Below are 15,721 nucleotides of genomic sequence, written 5' to 3'. Positions count from 1 at the left end.
GGCCTCGGGTCTCGCCCGTCGGCCGTACGCGCCTCGGGTGCCTGTCCGCCGGCGGATCCCACGTTCGGGGCTCGCCCGTGGTCCGGCCCTGCTTCCGGAGGACCGGTATCGGCGGGCCCCGCCTCCGCCCTCCGGCTCCGCGGCCGGGTCTTCGGCCCCGGCGACTTCGCCATCATGGCCGTCGTCAACCGCACTCCCGACTCCTTCTTCGACCGAGGATCCACCTTCGGCTTCACCGCCGCCGTGGATGCCGCCTCCCGTCTCATCGAGGAGGGCGCCGACATCGTCGACATCGGCGGAGTCAAGGCTGGTCCCGGGACGGCCGTCGACCCGGACGAGGAGATCCGTCGCGTCGCCGAGGTCGTCGCGGCGGTACGTGAGCGCCACCCCGACGTGATCATCAGCGTGGACACCTGGCGGGCCGAGGTGGCCAAGGTCGTAGCGGAAGCCGGGGCCGACCTGCTCAACGACACCTGGGGTGGTGTCGACGGCGGGCTCGCCGAGGTCGCCGCGGCGTACGGCACCGGACTGGTCTGCGCGCACGCCGGCCGCGTCGAGCCGCGCACCCGGCCGCACCGGATCGCGTACGACGACGTCATGGCCGACGTGATCGGGTACACGACCGCACTCGCTGAGCGAGCTGTCGCGGCGGGTGTCCGCGCGGACGGCATCCTCATCGATCCGGCGCACGACTTCGGCAAGAACACCTGGCACTCGCTGGAGGTCAGCCGGCGCCTCGCGGAGATGACCGCCACCGGCTGGCCGGTGCTGGTGGCCGTCTCCAACAAGGACTTCGTCGGTGAGACGCTGGGCGGGCTTCCGGTGAAGGAGCGCCACGCGGGCACGCTCGCCACTCTCGCGGTGTCGGCCCTTCAGGGCGCCCGGGTGTTCCGTGTCCACGACGCCGCGAGTGCCCGCACGGCCCTCGCCGTCGTGACCCGCCTGCGTGATGCCTGACCCAAGCTCTTCGGCCAAGCGGCACCTCCGCAGGCGGCGGCCTGCCACTTCTGAGCGGGGCCGGACAGGCAAGGCTTCGATTCGTGAGGCATGAGGCCGCGGTGTCGGCCGACCTGCCGGTCACCCGGGTGCACGGGCACCTCGTCGACCAGCTCGCAGTCCGGGTGCCGACCGGTTTTCCGTCCCCTGCCCCGGCCGGTCAGCCGCCGAAGTCGGCCTTGTGGTCTTGGGTCCATTGGGCGTACGTGCGCACGGGATGCCCGGTGATCTGCTCGACGACGTCGTTGACCGGCGCGGGCTTTCCGACCGCCCTCGCCATGAGAGCGAACAGCGCCGCCAGGAACTCGGCGTCCATGAACTGGCTCATCTGTGCTCGCACGGGTTCGGGGTCGAGGTCCTCGACGGTCAGGGCACGTCCCAGTGTTTCGCCCAGGATGCGTACCTGCTGTGCCTGAGTCAGCGACTGAGGGCCGGTCAGGTCGTAGGCCCGGCCAGCATGCCCGCCGCCGGTCAGGATCCGCGCGGCGACCTCGGCGACGTCCCGCTCGTGCACGGCGCTGAAGGCGGCCTCGGTGTACGGCGCGCGGATCACATCGCCGCCCTGCAGTTGCATCGCGAACGTCAACGAGTTGACGGCGGGGAACAGCAGCCGCAGGAACGTCCACTCGATCCCGGACGCCTCGATGGCCCGCTCGACGTCACGGTGATATCGGGCGATCACGTCAGGCTGCCGCTCGGCCCCGGCGTCGACGGCCCCCGACGACAGGAACGCCACCCGCCGCACTCCCGCCTCGCGCGCGGCCTCCAGGAGCGGGGTGACATCCACTCCGTACTGGAGGACCAGGAGGGCGGCCTCGACATCCCGCACGACCGCCGGCAGCGTCTCGGGCTTGGTCAGATCACCCTGGACGACCTCGACGCCCTCGGGCAGCCCGGCCTTCTCCGGAGAGCGGGTCAGCGCGCGCACCGGCGCCCCAGCCGAGACGAGCTCCTCAACGGCCTGACGTCCGAAGTGAGCCGTGGCGCCAACGACCAGATACATGAAGGGTTCCTTTCAATGACATGCGTGACATAAAACGTGAAATCGTGGTTCGCGAATGCTGCCTCCGCAGGGTCAGCGGACCTTGCGGAAGAACTGCCGGATGTCGCCGACCAGCAGGTCTGGGGCGTCCTGGGCGGCGAAGTGGCTGCCGCGGTCGTAGACGTTCCAGGAGACGATGTTGTTGTGGTCGCGTTCGGCGAACGTCCGGATCGACTGGTAGTCCCAGGCGAAGTTGGCCAGGCCGAGGGGGACGGTGGTCGGTTCCGGCACGGTGGTGCCCCGGCCGTTCGACTTCTGCTGGACGGGTGCCGCCGCCGCGTCCTCGTAGTAGAAGCGGGCCGATGAGGCCGCTGTGTTGGTCAGCCAGTAGATCATCACGTTGGTGAGCACGAAGTCGGGGTCGAGCGACCCGCCGAGCAGCTGTGCGCTCCAGCCGAGCTGGCCGGCGGGGGAGTCGGCCAGGGCGTGGGCCAGGGTCTGCGGTTCGGTGGACTGGAGCTTGTCGTATGCTCCCCGGTTCTGGGTGAACCACTCGGCGAAGCGGAGCTTGCCGCGTTCCTCCTCGGAGAGGCCGGCCAGCTCGGTGGGGTCTCCGGTCGGGAACGAGAAGACCTGCGTGACGTGTACGCCGCAGACGTGGCCGGGGTCGACCCGGCCCACCTCGGGTGAGATCAGCGATCCGCCGTCGTTGCCGGCCGCGCCGTACCGGTCGTAGCCGAGCCGGCGCATCAGCTCCGCCCAGGCGCGGGCGACCCGGTAGCGGTTCCAGCCTGGCTCCCGGGTCGGGCCGGAGAAGCCGAAGCCCGGCACCGACGGGATGACCAGATGGAAGGCGTCCGCCGGGTCGCCGCCATGGGCGCGGGGGTCGGTGAGCGGGCCGATCACGTCCAGCCACTCGGCCACGGTCGTCGGCCAGCCGTGGGTCAAGATCAGCGGCGTGGCGTCCGGCTCCGGTGACCGGACGTGCAGGAAGTGGATGTTCTGGCCGTCGATCTCGGTGGTGAACTGCGGGCAGGCGTTGAGCTTCGCCTCCCAGGCCCGCCAGTCGTATCCGGTGCGCCACCGTTCGACCAGCCCCTTGACGTAGCCCACCGGGACGCCGTACTCCCACCCGGGCGGCACGGGCCCGGCCGGTGCCGCCGAAACGTCCAGAGGCAACTCCTCCGCCCACCGGGTCCGGGCCAGCCGCTGCTGGAGGTCGTCGAGATCGGACTGGGGGACGTCGATCCGGAACGGGGTGATCGCGTTGTCGTTCGTCATGGTCATCACGGTAGATACCAATTAGGCAAGATCCGTTCCTAATGGCCTGGCAGACTCCGGGGAATGTTGGAAACCTCGGCGCGGCTGCTGCGCCTGCTCTCTCTGCTGCAGACACCCCGCGAGTGGACCGGCACCGAGCTGGCCGAGCGACTGTCGGTCAGCACCCGGACCGTCCGCAACGACGTGGATCGCCTGCGGAACCTCGGCTATCCGGTGCACGCCAGCCGGGGCGCCGTGGGCGGCTACCGGCTCGGCGCCGGGGCCACGCTGCCTCCACTGCTGCTCGACGACGAGGAGGCGGTCGCCGTCGCGATCGGGCTCCGGACCGCCGCCGGTGGCACCATCACGGGGGTCGAGGAGACCTCCTTGCGCGCGCTCGCCAAGCTGGAGCAGGTGTTGCCGTCCCGGCTCCGGCGCCGGGTCGGCACCCTCCAGCAGTACGCCGTCGCGGTGCCCAGGGACGAGCCCGGCCCACGGGTCGACGCAGACACGCTGACCACGATCGCCACAGCCTGCCGGGACCATGAGCGGCTGCGGTTCGACTACCGCGGTCACGACGGCTCGGACAGCCGGCGGGACGTCGAACCCTACCGGCTGGTCAACTGGGGGCGACGGTGGTACCTCATCGGCTTCGACGTCGCGCGGGCCGACTGGCGGACGTACCGGGTCGACCGGATCAGTCCGCGTACCCCGACGGGTCCCCGGTTCACGCCGCGCGAGCTGCCGGAGGACCCCGTCGACCGGGTGCGCCGGGGAGTGTCGTCGGCCGCCTGGCGGTACCGGGCCCAGGTCACCGTGCACGCCCCGGCCGAGCTGGTCGCGGACCGGATCAACGCTGCCATCGGCACCGTCACGCCGGTTGACGACACCCGGTGCCTGCTGGACACCGGCGCCGACAGCGTCGAGGCGCTCGCCGTCCACCTCGGCCTGCTCGGCATCGACTTCACGGTGACAGAGCCGCCGGAACTGGTCGAACTCGTACGTGCCCTCGCCGGCCGCTACCACCGCGCCACCATGCGCTGATCGTTCACATGGCGAGAACAGATCTGACCCGCATCCCCACCGCGGCGGGCGGATGACTGCCATGGCGGCGGCCGGAAAGTGGGAACTCGGGGGAAGGCGGATGTCGGCTGCACACGCTTCTCACGAGTACATGACCGATAGGAACCGGACCAGGATCGCCTCGCGCGTGGGCGCCGCCAGGGCGTCGAGCACCGCGTTCACGACAGCCATGCCCTGGCCGGTTTGCGCCTGGTTCGCGTCCGGCCCGGCTCCCTCCTTGTCCCCGCCCGGCTCGGTGCCCGGCTGGTTTCCGCCCCGCAGGTCGATGCCGACGGACGCGGCGAGCTCGGCGAACGTGGCGTCGTCGAGCGCGTCGAGGTCGAGAGACTCGATCAGCTCGGGCAGGCCGTCCGGCACCGTGGCCGGTCCCGCGATCCGGGCCGCCTCCGCCGCCGCTGCGATGACCTCCAGCATCGCGTCGACCCCGGCAAGGGTTGCGCCGGTGACCGTGATGTGCAGGTTGGCGGGGATCCCGGCGTACGACAGCTGCGGCTGCAGGAACCAGCCGAGCCGCCGCGCCTCGTCGGCGAGGACGAACACGTCCACCTCGGGCGACCCCGCGATGGCGACCAGTGACGCCTCGGGGTCGCCCAGCACCCGCAGGCCGGGGATCTTGCCGACGCCCTCGACCAGCCGCCGGGTCGCCTCCAGAGTGGTACGGCCCAGCTCCAGGTAGCCTTCCCGTCCGAGCGCCTGGAGGGTGCCCCAGGCTCCGCCGAGCGGCCCGGCGGAGCGGGAGCTTTGCACGGTGGCGTTGATGATCGTGTAACCGGGCCAGGCGCCGGACGCGAAGTAGGCCCGGCGCCGCATCTCGGCGTCCCGGAAGAGCAGCACCGATGCGCCCTTGGGGGCGTAGCCGAACTTGTGCAGGTCGCAGGAGATCGAGGTCACGCCCGGGACGCTGAGGTCGAAGGGCGGCACGGCCGCTCCCGCCTCCCTCAGCCAGGGCAGCAGCCATCCGCCGACGCATGCGTCCACATGACACGGCACACCACGGGCCGCGGCGAGCGCGGCGATCTCTCCGACCGGGTCGACGACTCCCTGCGGGTACGACGGAGCCGAGGCCACGACCAGGGCGGTCCGGTCGTCGATCGCCGCTTCGACGGCCGGCACGAGCGCCCTGAACGTCTCCTCGTCCACGGGCACCGGGACGACCTCCATCCCGAGATAGTGGGCTGCCTTGTGGAACGCGGGGTGCGCGGTCACCGGCAGCACGATCCGGCTCCTCCCCGGCTGGGCGTCCCTGGCCGCCTTCACCGCGAGCATGATCGACTCGGTGCCGCCGCTGGTGAAGATCCCGGGTGCGTCCGGCCGCCCGAGCAGCTCCGCGACGGCGCCGACGACCTGCTTCTCCAGCGCCACCATGCTCGGGAACGCCGTCGGGTCGAGCATGTTGACCTCGAGCATCTCGGCGTACGCCCGGTGGGCGGCGTCGTGCACCTCGGGCCGGCCGGTGTCGTACACGTACGCGGTCACCTTGCCCCCGCGGACGGGGAGGTCGGCGGATCGCAGCGCGGTCAGCTCGGCGAGCAACTTGTGGGCGGGCCTGCCGGACTCGGGAAGCAATCGGATCTCCTCAGGGGTGCGCGAGCGGGAGCCGTACGACGGCGCGGAGGCCGGGGGAGGCGTCCTCCAGGTGGACGTTACCGCCGTGTGCCTCCACGGTCGTCCGTACGATCGCCAGCCCCAGGCCGGCGCCCCCGTCGTCGCGGCTGCGCGCGCTGTCGAGCCGGGTGAACCGGTCGAAGACCCGTTGCCTGTGCTCGGCGGGGATGCCGGGCCCGTCGTCGGTCACCGTCAGCTCGGCCATATGCTCGTCCACCCGCAGCCCGACGACCACCGACGACGCCGCGTGTCGTACGGCGTTGTCCACGAGGTTCGTCAGCACGCGGCCCAGGTCGAGCGTATCCCCCGCCACGATGGCGGCGGGGGCGGAGACGTCGGCGGCCAGGCCGTGCCTCTCGGCGGTGGCGCGGGCCAGCTCCGCGAGATCCACCGGTTCGCGGCGTCCCGGCCGTCCCTCGTCGAGACGGGCCAGCGCGAGCAGGTCCTCGGCAAGGCGGGAGAGCCGGAGCGTGTCCTCCAGCACGTCCGCGGCGGTCTCCTTCCAGTCCTGCTCCCCGGGATGGCTCAGCGCCACCTCCAGCTGAAGCCGGATGCTCGCCAGCGGGCTCCGCAGCTCGTGCGCGGCGTCGGAGACCAGTGCCCGTTGCCGGGCGTCCGCCTCCTCAAGGCGGCCGAGCATGGCGTTGAGCGTCGTCGCCAGCGAGTGGACCTCGTCGCGAGCCTCGGGGACGGGCAGCCGCGGCGACCGTGCCGTACCGCTGATCGCGGCGGCTCCCCGGCGCAGCAGCGTGAGTGGGCGCAGGGTGCGTCCGATGACCAGCCAGGAGGCCACGGCGAGCAGCGCGAGCAGCAACGGCACACCCATCAGCAGCACGTGCGCGGTGGTCCCCAGGCTGCCCTCCACCTCGGCGAAGGACCGCGCGGCGATGACGGTGACGCCGTGGTCGGCGCGCAGCGCCCGGACCAGCAACGTGCGGGGGAGCGCGTACGGCCTGCCGTCGAGGAACCGGAACGAGCCGGCGCGGGCGGCGGCGGCCAGCTCTCCCCTCGGGATCAGCGGGACCAGGCGGTCGGTGCCGGGGGTGGCGTTGACGATCCGGCCGTCCGGGCCGATCACCTGGATGATCGTGTTGTCCACGGAGACGACCGGGTTGGGCAGGCGGCCGGCGTCCGACAGCGCCACGACATCGCGGGCCCGCTGGTAGACCCCGTCGTCGACGCTGCGTGCCAGGGCCTGGCCGAGCACCTCCACGAAGACGAACGCCGAAGTGGCAAGGGCCAGCGCGAGCACCAACGAGGCGGCGGAGGTCAGGCGGAAGCGCAGGCTCCTCCCACGCCACCACGCGACCGGGCCACGCCCTCCTCGCGCGGCCCGCCCGGTTCCGCCCGCCGGCTCAGCCGCCATCGCTCGCCAGCCGGTAGCCGGCGCCGCGTACGGTCTGCAACGCGTTCCGGCCGAAGGGCGCGTCGATCTTGCGGCGGAGGTACCCCACGTACACCTCGACCACGTTGGGATCGGTGTCGTAGGTGTCCCACACGTGTTCGAGGATCTCGCTCTTCGACACGACCTCGTCGTGCCGGCGCAGCAGGAACTCCAGCAGCGCGAACTCGCGGGGCGTCAGCTCGATGGAGACCTCACCGCGCAGGACGATCCGCCGCGCGGGGTCGAGCGACAGGTCGCCGGCCTTGAGCACGGCGGGCCTGCGGCCGCCGCCCCGCCGCAGCAGGGCCCGCAGCCGGGCGACCAGCACCACGTAAGAGAACGGCTTGGTGAGGTAGTCGTCGGCGCCGAGGTCGAGCCCGTCGGCCATGTCGTACTCGCCGTCCTTGGCCGACAGCATCAGCACCGGCACCCAGTTCTCCTCGGCCCGCAACTGTTTGCACACGTTGTAGCCGGACATGCGCGGCAGCATGATGTCGAGCACGACCACGTCGTACTCGCCGACGCGCGCCATGTGCAGCCCCTCGTGGCCGTCGTGCGCGAGGTCGACGGCGAACCCCTCGGCCTGCAGCCCGCGCCGCAGCGCCGCCGCCATCCGCCGCTCGTCCTCCACCACCAGTACCCGCATCGCCCCATGGTGGACCATTCCGGGCGTCCATGGCTGAGAAGGCTCTCAGGCCGTCTCAGCCTGTCCACAGGACCGGGCCCGCAGGCTTCGAGATGTCGGACCACCGCACCATGATGGAGATGTGAAATGCAGAAGAGAGCACGCGCCGTGAGGTGGGGAGTCCCCATCGCCGCGGTCGCCGTCGTCGCCGCCGCTGCCGGGACCGGCCCGGTGATCGCCGCCGTGCAGGGCGAGCCGTCCCTGCCGGACCGCACCGCCGAGCAGCTGCTGGCCGACGCCGCCCGGAGTTCGCAGACCGGGAAGGTGCCGCCGATGTCCGGCACGGTCGTGGAGACCGCGTCTCTCGGACTGCCGGCGCTGCCGGGGGTGTCGTCGGGAGGGTCTTCGCCGCTCGCCCTGCTGTCGGGCTCACACCAGCTCAAGGTCTGGTACGGCGACGCCGGCCGGATCCGGCTCATGCTGCCGGGGGAGATGAGCGAGACCGACCTCATCGTGAACGGCGGCCAGGCGTGGTTGTGGGACAGCGCGGCGGGCACGGCCACCCGCCTGAAGACGGGCGAGGCAGGCGGCCCGGCCACGCCGACGTCGCTGCCGACGTCCCTGCGCTCCGCCGGCACCCCGCAGCAGGCCGCCAGGGACGCGCTGAAGGCGGCCGAGGGGAACACGGCGATCAGCGTGGACAACGATCTCACCGTCGCGGGTCGCGCCGCCTACCAGCTCGTCCTCACCCCGAAGGCGGCCGGCTCGCTGGTACGCGACGTCCGGCTCGCCCTCGACGGGGAGACGCTGATCCCGCTGCGTGTCCAGGTGTACGCCAAGGGGGCGACCGAGCCGGCCTTCGAGGTGGGATTCGAGTCGGTGACGTTCTCCCCGCCTGCCCCGGAGAACTTCGAATTCACGCCGCCGCCGGGGGCGAAGGTCGAGGACGGCGCGGTGTCGTCCCCGGACAAGTCGCAGGCGGAGACAACCGCCGGCAAAGACGTCACAGCCGCGGGGAAGGCGGCGCGGGTGGTCGGCGAGGGCTGGGAGAGCGTGCTTGTCACGCCGTTCCCGGCGGCTGCCGCCAAGGGGAAGGACGCTGGAGGGGCCGGGGACGCCGGGAATGTCAGGGGCTTCGAAGGCGCGGACGGAGCGGGCGCGGGGGCGCTGCTCGACGCCGCGCTGAAGGCGGCCACGCCGGTCAGCGGCACCTGGGGGAGTGGCCGGCTGCTGCGGACCAAGCTCGTCTCGGCCCTCGTGACCGACGACGGCCGGCTCGTCGCCGGGGCGGTCACGCCCGACGTCCTCTACCGGGCGGCCGGTGCTCACTCATGACGGGATGCGGGCTCATGACGGGATGCGGTTGATGACGGAGCAGCGGTCTATGACGTGGAAACGGCTCCTGGCCGGGCGGACGGGTGGGGCCGCGTGAGCATGGTGACGGAGGCGGGGGCGCCCGCGGGGGTGTCCCCGCCCCTCCTCGACGGCATGGCCATCGCCACCTCGGGCCTGACCAAGCGGTTCAAGGGCGGGCAGGTCGCCGTCGACGGCGTGGACCTGGCGGTGCCGCGCGGGTCGGTGTTCGGATTCCTCGGGCCGAACGGCTCGGGCAAGACGACGACGATCCGCATGCTGCTCGGCCTGGTCGCCCCCAGCGCGGGCGCGTGGTCGCTCCTGGGCGAGCCGATGCCCGCCGGTCTCCGCTCGGCGCTGCCCCGGGTGGGCGCGCTCGTCGAGGGGCCGGCGTTCTACCCCTACCTGTCGGGTAAGGCGAACCTGCTCCGCTACGACGCCGCCGACCCGGCCGCGGATCGCCGTACGACCAGGAGCAGGATCGCGGAGGCGCTCGACCGGGTGGGGCTGTCCGCCGCCGCGCGCAAGCGCTACCGGGCCTACTCGCTCGGCATGCGTCAGCGGCTGGCCATCGCCGCCGCGTTGCTGTCTCCCCGGGAGCTGCTGGTGCTCGACGAGCCGACCAACGGGCTCGACCCGCAGGGCACCAGGGAGGTCCGCGGCCTGATCAAGGAGATCGCCGCCGGCGACACCACCGTGTTCGTCTCCTCGCATCTGCTCACGGAGGTCGAGCAGATGTGCACCCACCTCGGAGTCATGCGAGCGGGACGGCTCGTCGCGCAGGGCCCCATCGCCGGCCTGCGCGCCGGTGGGGGCGCCCTGCTGCGGGTGGAGACGCCGGAACCGGCCGCGGCCGCGGCCGTGCTCACGGCCGCGGGGCTGGCCGGCGTACAGGCCGAGGGCGAGGTCGTGACGGCGGAGCCGGGTGATCTGGCGCCGGAGCGCGCCTGCGCGCTGCTGGTCCACGGTGGCGTCGCGGTACGCGGTTTCGCCCTGGTGCGGCCGAGCCTGGAAGAGCTTTTCGTCGGCCTGACCGGGGAGGGTTTCGATGTCGAGTCCTGACGTGCTCAATGACGGGCGCGGTGACGTCCGCCAAGACCTTGACGACGACGTGCGCCGCGAGGGCGGGGAGGTTCTCCGCGAGGGGGGTGACGTGCGCCGAGACTTGGACGACGATGTGCCTTCCGGCGGGGGCGACGTCCTGAACGACGGGCGTGGTGACGTGCGCCGAAACCTTGACGACGACGACCGCTCCGGTGGGCGCGACGTGCGCCGGGACCCGCGCCGGGATCCGGGGATGCGGTTGCTGGCGTCCGAGGTGGGGCTGACGTTCCGGCGGCCGCGCAACCTCGCCATGCTCGGGGTGCTGGCGGTGGTGCCCGTGCTGATCGGCGTGGCGGTGCGCCTGGCGTCCGGGGACAGTGGCGCGACGCTGATCGCCCAGGTGGCGGGCAACGGCCTGGTGCTGACGTTCGCCGCGTTCGCGGTCATGCTGCCGCTCGTGCTGCCACTGGCCGTGTCGGTCGTGGCCGGCGACTCCATCGCCGGGGAGGCCGCCCAGGGGACGCTCAGATACCTGCTCGTGGCGCCGGCTGGGCGGACCCGGCTGCTGGCACTCAAGTACGCCAATGTGGTGATCTTCTCTCTCGCGGCGTGCACGGTGGTGGCGGTGGCCGCGCTGGCCGCCGGGCTCGTGCTGTTCCCCGTCGGCTCGGTGACGCTGCTGTCCGGGACGACGGTGGCGCCGGCCGAGGCCCTGCTGCGTGCCGGCCTCGTGGTGCTCTACGCGGCGGCGGGCATGGCCGCGCTCGGCGCCGTCGCGCTCGCGGTGTCGACGCTGACCGAGGCGCCGATCGGTGCGGTGGCGACGAGCGTGGTGCTGGTGGTGGTGAGCCAGGTCCTCTCGGCGATCCCGCAGTTGTCGGCCGTCCGGCCGTACCTGCTGACCTCCTGGTGGACCTCGTTCGACGGGGTGCTGCGCTCACCGATCGCGACGGAGGAGCTGGGACACGGCCTGCTGGCGTTCGCCGCCTACACGGCCGTCTTCGGCTCCCTCGCGTGGGCACGCTTCTCCGCCAAGGACATCACGGCATAAGTGATGCTTTTTGCTGCTCTTTGTCGCTACTGTTGCCGCGGACCTCTCACTAGGCGGTGTGCATGCGGCACTTCTTCGGGCTGCTTCTGGGCGTTGTCGTCGCGGCTGCCCTTCTCGTCGGCGGCGGGTGGGCGTCCCAGGAGGCGGTCCGTGGCGCGGCCCAGAGCATCGATCCCGTGAAGGACGGGCGCGTGCTGCTGGCCATCGGAGTGATGGCGCTCGTCGGTGTGCTGCTCGGGCTCATCCTGGTGGGCCGGGTGTCCCCGCTGGCCACGTTCATCCCGTCGATGGCGCTGCTGGCGTGGACCGTGGTCTACGTGCTCGACGTCTCCCGCGCCGTGAGCCTGGCCCCGACCGGCCCCTCCATTCAGCAGGAGCTCGTCCAGGCGGGCCGCGGCATGCTGACGCTGCTGTCCACCGGCGTGTACGGGCTGATCGGGGTGGCGCTGTTCATCCCGGTCCTCATGCCGTCACGCTGGGCGGGTCGTCAGCGGGACGACGATCAGGAGGAGTACGAGGAGACCCTGGGCTATTGAGGTAGAGGTGGGCGACGACGTCCTCGATGGACGTCTCGCCCGGGACCATGGCCCGCAGGTCGGCGACCGTGCCGTCGAAGGCCAGGCTGCCGTGGTCGATGAGCAGCACCCTGCGGCACAGCCGCTCGACGTCGCCCAGGTCGTGGGTGGTCAGCAGCACCGTCGTGCCGTGCTCGGCGTTCACCCGCCGCAGGAAGTCGCGCACCCCCGCCTTGCTGACCACGTCGAGCCCGATCGTCGGCTCGTCCAGCACGAGCACATCGGGGGCGTGGAGGAGAGCCGCGGTGATGTCCCCCCGCATCCGCTGGCCCAGGCTGAGCTGGCGCACCGGGGTCGCGAGGAACTTCCCCATGTCCAGCAACGCGCACAGCTCGTCCAGCCGCTCCCGGAACACCTTGCGATCTACTTTGTAAAGGAGCCGGATCAGTTCGAAGCTGTCCTTCAGCGGCAGATCCCACCAGAGCGTCGTCCGCTGCCCGAAGACCACCCCGATCCTCCTCGCCAGAGCCGTCCGCTGCCGGGACGGGTCGAGCCCCGCGACGCTGACCCGGCCCGCCGTCGGCGTCAGGATCCCCGTCAGCATCTTGATCGTCGTGGATTTGCCCGCGCCGTTGGGGCCGAGGCAGCCGACGAACTCCCCGGCCTCCACCCGGAACGACAGCTCCCGTACGGCGTGCACCACCGTGCCGCGCACCTTGAAGGTCCGGCCGGCGCCCTCGGTCTCGATCATCTGGTCTAGCTCCCGGTCGAGCGGTAGCGGCGGATCCCGGCCCGCCAGGCGAGCGCCGCGGCGAGCGCCAGCGCCAGCGCGGCGGCGGGGGACAGGAAACGCACCCAGTACGGCAGGCCGAGAGGGTCCTCCCGGCCCAGTACGTACAGACCCGGCTGCCAGTTGACGAACGCCAGCGGCAGGATGAACGTCACGCCGCGCACGACGCTTTCGCCGTAGACGCTCAGCGGGTACTGGGTGAGCATGGCGCCTCCGTAGGTGAACGCGTTGGCCACCTCGGGGGCGTCGGTCAGCAGGATCTGGGCCGCGCCGCCCAGCGCGAAGACCGCCGTGAAGATCACGATCCCGCAGGCGACCATCACCGGGATCATCCACGCTCGCGCGAGCGGGACGTCCAGGCGGGAGAGCGCCACCCCGAGCACCGCCGCGCCCTGGAGCGTCCGGCCGATGCGGTGCGGAGTGAAGCGGTCGACCGCCACCTGCACGAACGAGCTCACCGGCCGGATCAGGAACACGTCGAACGTGCCCGCCCTGATGTGCTGGCTGACCCGGTCCACGTTGCTGAACAGCAGATCGGAGATCGCGAAGGCCAGGCCGGAGACGCCGTACAGGAACAGGACCTCCGGGAGGCCGAAGCCGGCCAGCGACGTGGTGTTCGCGAAGATCACCCAGATCACCGCCGCGTCCAGCCCGCTCACGACGAACCCGCCCGCGGTCATCAACGCGAACGAGACGGGATACTGCGCGGCGGCCCGTGTCCACGTCCACGCGAGCAGGACGTAGATCCTGATCATGTCGATCACGGCTCAGCCACCCTGGATCACGACCTTCCTGCGCGCCGCCGAGGTGGCCAGCGCGCCCAGCCCGAGCAGCACGGCCGCCCAGAGGGCCTGGAAGGCGAACGCTTCCGCCAGGTCGGCGGTGCCGAGGTAGACGTCGGCGGGCACCTGGACCATCGCCGCCCAGGGCAGCGCGCGGGCCAGCGTGCCGAGCCATCCGGGGAAGATCGCCAGCGGCAGCATGAGGCCGCTGAAGAACGTGGTGAGCACCAGTGACAGCGTGTTCAGCCCGCGGTCGTCGAGCACCCAGCACGAGGCGAGCGCGACGAGGTAGCGCCAGCCGAAGCTCACGACCACCCCGAGGACGAGGCTGGCCGCGCAGGCGAGGGGGTGGGCCGGCGCGACGATGCCGAACAGCAGCGCGCCGGCGATCGTGGGTGGGACGCTGCGGGCGAGGAAGAGGTACGCCGCCCGCCCGAGGTCCTCCGACAGGGTCCACAGCTGGAGCGACGCCGGGCGGACGAGGTCGAGCGCGATGTCCCCGCTGCGGATGCGCTGGGGGAGGTCCAGCCCCCCGCCGAAGACCTGCATCGGGCCGATGAACGCCTGGCTGAGGAAGCAGAAGGTCACCGCGTCGGCGAGGTCGTAGCCGCCCAGGCCGGGACGCGACCGCCACAGGGCGATGAGGACGTACGCCCGCATGACCCCGAAGACCGTGTTGGTGAACGCTCCGGCCATCGCGGCGGCCCAGTAGGCCGCGTGCTTGCGGAAGCCGTACCTGATCAGCCGCAGATAGAGGGAGAAGGTCGCGCACCTCCCAGAGTGGGGACGTGAAGATCGTAGTTCATCGGCCGGTGAGACGGTAGGCGGCGGACGAGACGCGGCCCGTACGCGGGCGCCGTGCGGAAGATCGCTCGCTGCCACGGGCTCCTGGAGTCATCCCGCCCAGCGATCACACCCCTTGTGACCTGCGCACGTTACATACCTGCAACCTTCCCGTAAGGTCCGTGCAACGTATCTGCCGGTAGAACGGATGACTATCAGGGCATGTCCCTTTTGGGAGGTTTGCGTGAACCATGAGCTTAATGTGGACATTACCCCGGAATATGCAGTTAGCTGGCAGGCTGCGGCGCTGAACGGCGTCCTCCGCGGCACCATGAAGCCGATCTCGGCGGTCCTCCTGCGCAACACTGCCGGCATGGCGGTGGCCAGCCGCCTCATCTGTCTCGGCGAGCGCGTCCCCGGCATCCTCCCCAAGAACGTCTCCATCATCGCCGGACGGCTCGGCTCCTGCCCCGGCGAATGGGTCCGCGCCGGCGCGGAAACCCACGACGTCGCCGGCCCGGACGCCCGCCTGGAGGCGGCTCCGGACACCCGGCGTGACGCCGCCGTGGACGCCCGCCGTGACGCGGTCCCGGACGCCCATCGTGACGCCGTCCCGGACGTCCGCCCGGATGCCCGCCCCGACGGCTGCCTGGACGAGGGAAAGGTGCTGCTGTACTTCCACGGCGGCGCCTACTTCATCTGCTCCCCGGCGACCCACCGCCCCATCACCTGGCGGCTGTCGGCCGCGCTTCGCCGGCCGGTGTTCTCCCTCGACTACCGGCAGGGGCCGATCCACTCGCTGCCGGAGTCGCTGTCCGACGCCCTCGAGGCGTACGAGGGCCTTCTGGGGCTCGGGTACGCCCCCAAGGACATCGTGATCGCCGGGGACTCGGCCGGGGGCCACCTCACCCTCGCCACCCTGCTCGCCCTGCGCGACCGGAGCATGCCCCTGCCGGCCGCCGCCGTCTGCCTGTCCCCGTGGACCGACCTGAGCACCACCCGCCGCCAGGTGAGGTTCTGGACCGACCCCATGCTCCCCGCCGGGCGCGTCGACTGGCTGGCCCGCCGCTGGACCGACGGCCTCGACTGCCGCGACCCCCTCGTGTCCCCCGTGTACGGCGACTTCACCGGCCTTCCCCCGCTGATGATCGTGACGGGGTCCACGGAGCTCCTTCGCGACGAGGCCAGGAAGGTCGCGGTGAACGCGCGGCACGACGGCGTCCCGGTGACCTACGAGGAGTGGCGCCGGATGCCGCACGCCTTCGCCCTCCTCGCCGACGTCCTGCCCGAGGCCCGGATGCTGTTCCGGCACGTCTCCCGCTTCGTCGGCACTGTCGAGGGCGCCGGCGCCGCGTCCGGGGCGGAGGCCGCCTGAGCGCGCCCGTGTGACAGATGGGACATCTGCGACCTGGGGCTTCTTGCCTTTTCCTTACTCGACGGTGCCATTGGCCTTACCTGTCATGCCGCT

General features: G+C 71.8%; 15 protein-coding genes. 7 read left to right on the top strand and 8 right to left on the bottom strand.

Annotation, left to right across the window (positions count from 1 at the left end):
• The first annotated feature begins 174 nt into the window (after positions 1–174).
• Positions 175–957, top strand: a complete 783-nt coding sequence (gene folP / locus AB0B72_RS12335; protein ID WP_367738844.1) for a dihydropteroate synthase — start codon at positions 175–177, stop codon at positions 955–957.
• Positions 958–1,156: 199 nt separating this feature from the next.
• Here folP and AB0B72_RS12330 read toward each other — a convergent pair whose 3' ends face one another.
• Positions 1,157–1,999 carry an NAD(P)H-binding protein gene (locus AB0B72_RS12330; RefSeq protein ID WP_367738686.1) on the bottom strand — a complete coding sequence of 281 codons (843 nt, stop codon included), beginning with the start codon at positions 1,997–1,999 and terminating at the stop codon, positions 1,157–1,159.
• Between the two features lie 72 nt (positions 2,000–2,071).
• Positions 2,072–3,265, bottom strand: coding sequence for an epoxide hydrolase family protein (locus tag AB0B72_RS12325; protein ID WP_367738685.1), 1,194 nt, complete (start codon positions 3,263–3,265; stop codon positions 2,072–2,074).
• A 57-nt stretch (positions 3,266–3,322) separates the two neighbouring features.
• On the opposite strand from AB0B72_RS12325, the gene AB0B72_RS12320 reads away from it, so the two are divergent.
• Positions 3,323–4,282, top strand: coding sequence for a helix-turn-helix transcriptional regulator (locus AB0B72_RS12320; RefSeq protein WP_367738684.1), 960 nt, complete (start codon positions 3,323–3,325; stop codon positions 4,280–4,282).
• A 120-nt stretch (positions 4,283–4,402) separates the two neighbouring features.
• Here the strand turns inward: AB0B72_RS12320 and AB0B72_RS12315 are convergent, their stop codons facing one another.
• Genes AB0B72_RS12315 through AB0B72_RS12305 form a run of 3 tightly spaced genes read right to left on the bottom strand, consistent with a single transcriptional unit; the run spans position 4,403 to position 7,956 of the window.
• Positions 4,403–5,887, bottom strand: a complete 1,485-nt coding sequence (locus AB0B72_RS12315) for an aspartate aminotransferase family protein (RefSeq protein ID WP_367738683.1) — start codon at positions 5,885–5,887, stop codon at positions 4,403–4,405.
• Positions 5,888–5,897: 10 nt separating this feature from the next.
• Positions 5,898–7,292, bottom strand: coding sequence for a sensor histidine kinase (locus tag AB0B72_RS12310; RefSeq protein WP_367738682.1), 1,395 nt, complete (start codon positions 7,290–7,292; stop codon positions 5,898–5,900).
• Positions 7,282–7,956, bottom strand: coding sequence for a response regulator transcription factor (locus tag AB0B72_RS12305; protein WP_367738681.1), 675 nt, complete (start codon positions 7,954–7,956; stop codon positions 7,282–7,284). Before AB0B72_RS12305 ends, AB0B72_RS12310 begins: the two co-directional genes overlap by 11 nt.
• 126 nt (positions 7,957–8,082) lie before the next feature.
• Here AB0B72_RS12305 and AB0B72_RS12300 point away from each other — a divergent pair, with 126 nt between their 5' ends.
• From AB0B72_RS12300 to AB0B72_RS12285, 4 genes are all read left to right on the top strand, one after another.
• On the top strand, positions 8,083–9,270 hold the full coding sequence (locus AB0B72_RS12300; protein WP_367738680.1) for an outer membrane lipoprotein carrier protein LolA: 1,188 nt from the start codon (positions 8,083–8,085) through the stop codon (positions 9,268–9,270).
• 99 nt (positions 9,271–9,369) lie between these two features.
• On the top strand, positions 9,370–10,350 hold the full coding sequence (locus tag AB0B72_RS12295; RefSeq protein WP_367738843.1) for an ABC transporter ATP-binding protein: 981 nt from the start codon (positions 9,370–9,372) through the stop codon (positions 10,348–10,350).
• The gene (locus AB0B72_RS12290) at positions 10,337–11,383 is read left to right on the top strand and encodes an ABC transporter permease (RefSeq protein WP_367738679.1); all 1,047 of its coding nucleotides are present in this window, start codon (positions 10,337–10,339) and stop codon (positions 11,381–11,383) included. The genes AB0B72_RS12295 and AB0B72_RS12290 overlap by 14 nt, the downstream gene beginning before the upstream one ends.
• Positions 11,384–11,445: 62 nt before the next feature.
• Positions 11,446–11,919, top strand: a complete 474-nt coding sequence (locus AB0B72_RS12285) for a hypothetical protein (RefSeq protein WP_367738678.1) — start codon at positions 11,446–11,448, stop codon at positions 11,917–11,919.
• On the opposite strand, the gene AB0B72_RS12280 is transcribed toward AB0B72_RS12285, so the two are convergent.
• The 3 genes from AB0B72_RS12280 to AB0B72_RS12270 are packed head-to-tail and all read right to left on the bottom strand — an operon-like array spanning position 11,846 to position 14,352.
• Positions 11,846–12,649 (bottom strand): ATP-binding cassette domain-containing protein, encoded by an 804-nt coding sequence (locus AB0B72_RS12280; protein WP_367738677.1) that lies wholly within the window; start codon positions 12,647–12,649, stop codon positions 11,846–11,848. The two genes, AB0B72_RS12285 and AB0B72_RS12280, sit on opposite strands and share 74 nt — an antisense overlap.
• A 5-nt stretch (positions 12,650–12,654) precedes the next feature.
• Positions 12,655–13,443, bottom strand: coding sequence for an ABC transporter permease (locus AB0B72_RS12275; RefSeq protein WP_367738842.1), 789 nt, complete (start codon positions 13,441–13,443; stop codon positions 12,655–12,657).
• A 12-nt stretch (positions 13,444–13,455) separates the two neighbouring features.
• On the bottom strand, positions 13,456–14,352 hold the full coding sequence (locus tag AB0B72_RS12270; RefSeq protein ID WP_367738676.1) for an ABC transporter permease: 897 nt from the start codon (positions 14,350–14,352) through the stop codon (positions 13,456–13,458).
• A 163-nt stretch (positions 14,353–14,515) separates the two neighbouring features.
• Between AB0B72_RS12270 and AB0B72_RS12265 the strand changes: the two genes are divergently transcribed.
• The gene (locus AB0B72_RS12265) at positions 14,516–15,628 is read left to right on the top strand and encodes an alpha/beta hydrolase (protein ID WP_367738675.1); all 1,113 of its coding nucleotides are present in this window, start codon (positions 14,516–14,518) and stop codon (positions 15,626–15,628) included.
• The last annotated feature ends 93 nt before the right edge of the window (positions 15,629–15,721 follow it).

Source organism: Microbispora sp. NPDC049125 (assembly GCF_040802045.1).
Taxonomy (GTDB): domain Bacteria; phylum Actinomycetota; class Actinomycetes; order Streptosporangiales; family Streptosporangiaceae; genus Microbispora.
This window is presented reverse-complemented; position numbering and strand designations above follow the sequence as displayed.

Excerpts from the sequence above, each read along its gene's own strand:
- AB0B72_RS12295 (WP_367738843.1), top strand. The coding sequence starts at position 9,370 with ATGGTGACGGAGGCGGGGGCGCCCGCGGGGGTGTCCCCGCCCCTCCTC.
- AB0B72_RS12290 (WP_367738679.1), top strand. The coding sequence starts at position 10,337 with ATGTCGAGTCCTGACGTGCTCAATGACGGGCGCGGTGACGTCCGCCAA.
- AB0B72_RS12310 (WP_367738682.1), bottom strand. The coding sequence starts at position 7,292 with ATGGCGGCTGAGCCGGCGGGCGGAACCGGGCGGGCCGCGCGAGGAGGG.
- AB0B72_RS12330 (WP_367738686.1), bottom strand. The coding sequence starts at position 1,999 with ATGTATCTGGTCGTTGGCGCCACGGCTCACTTCGGACGTCAGGCCGTT.
- AB0B72_RS12300 (WP_367738680.1), top strand. The coding sequence starts at position 8,083 with ATGCAGAAGAGAGCACGCGCCGTGAGGTGGGGAGTCCCCATCGCCGCG.
- AB0B72_RS12325 (WP_367738685.1), bottom strand. The coding sequence starts at position 3,265 with ATGACCATGACGAACGACAACGCGATCACCCCGTTCCGGATCGACGTC.
- AB0B72_RS12320 (WP_367738684.1), top strand. The coding sequence starts at position 3,323 with ATGTTGGAAACCTCGGCGCGGCTGCTGCGCCTGCTCTCTCTGCTGCAG.
- folP (WP_367738844.1), top strand. The coding sequence starts at position 175 with ATGGCCGTCGTCAACCGCACTCCCGACTCCTTCTTCGACCGAGGATCC.
- AB0B72_RS12280 (WP_367738677.1), bottom strand. The coding sequence starts at position 12,649 with ATGATCGAGACCGAGGGCGCCGGCCGGACCTTCAAGGTGCGCGGCACG.
- AB0B72_RS12285 (WP_367738678.1), top strand. The coding sequence starts at position 11,446 with ATGCGGCACTTCTTCGGGCTGCTTCTGGGCGTTGTCGTCGCGGCTGCC.
- AB0B72_RS12275 (WP_367738842.1), bottom strand. The coding sequence starts at position 13,443 with ATGATCAGGATCTACGTCCTGCTCGCGTGGACGTGGACACGGGCCGCC.
- AB0B72_RS12305 (WP_367738681.1), bottom strand. The coding sequence starts at position 7,956 with ATGCGGGTACTGGTGGTGGAGGACGAGCGGCGGATGGCGGCGGCGCTG.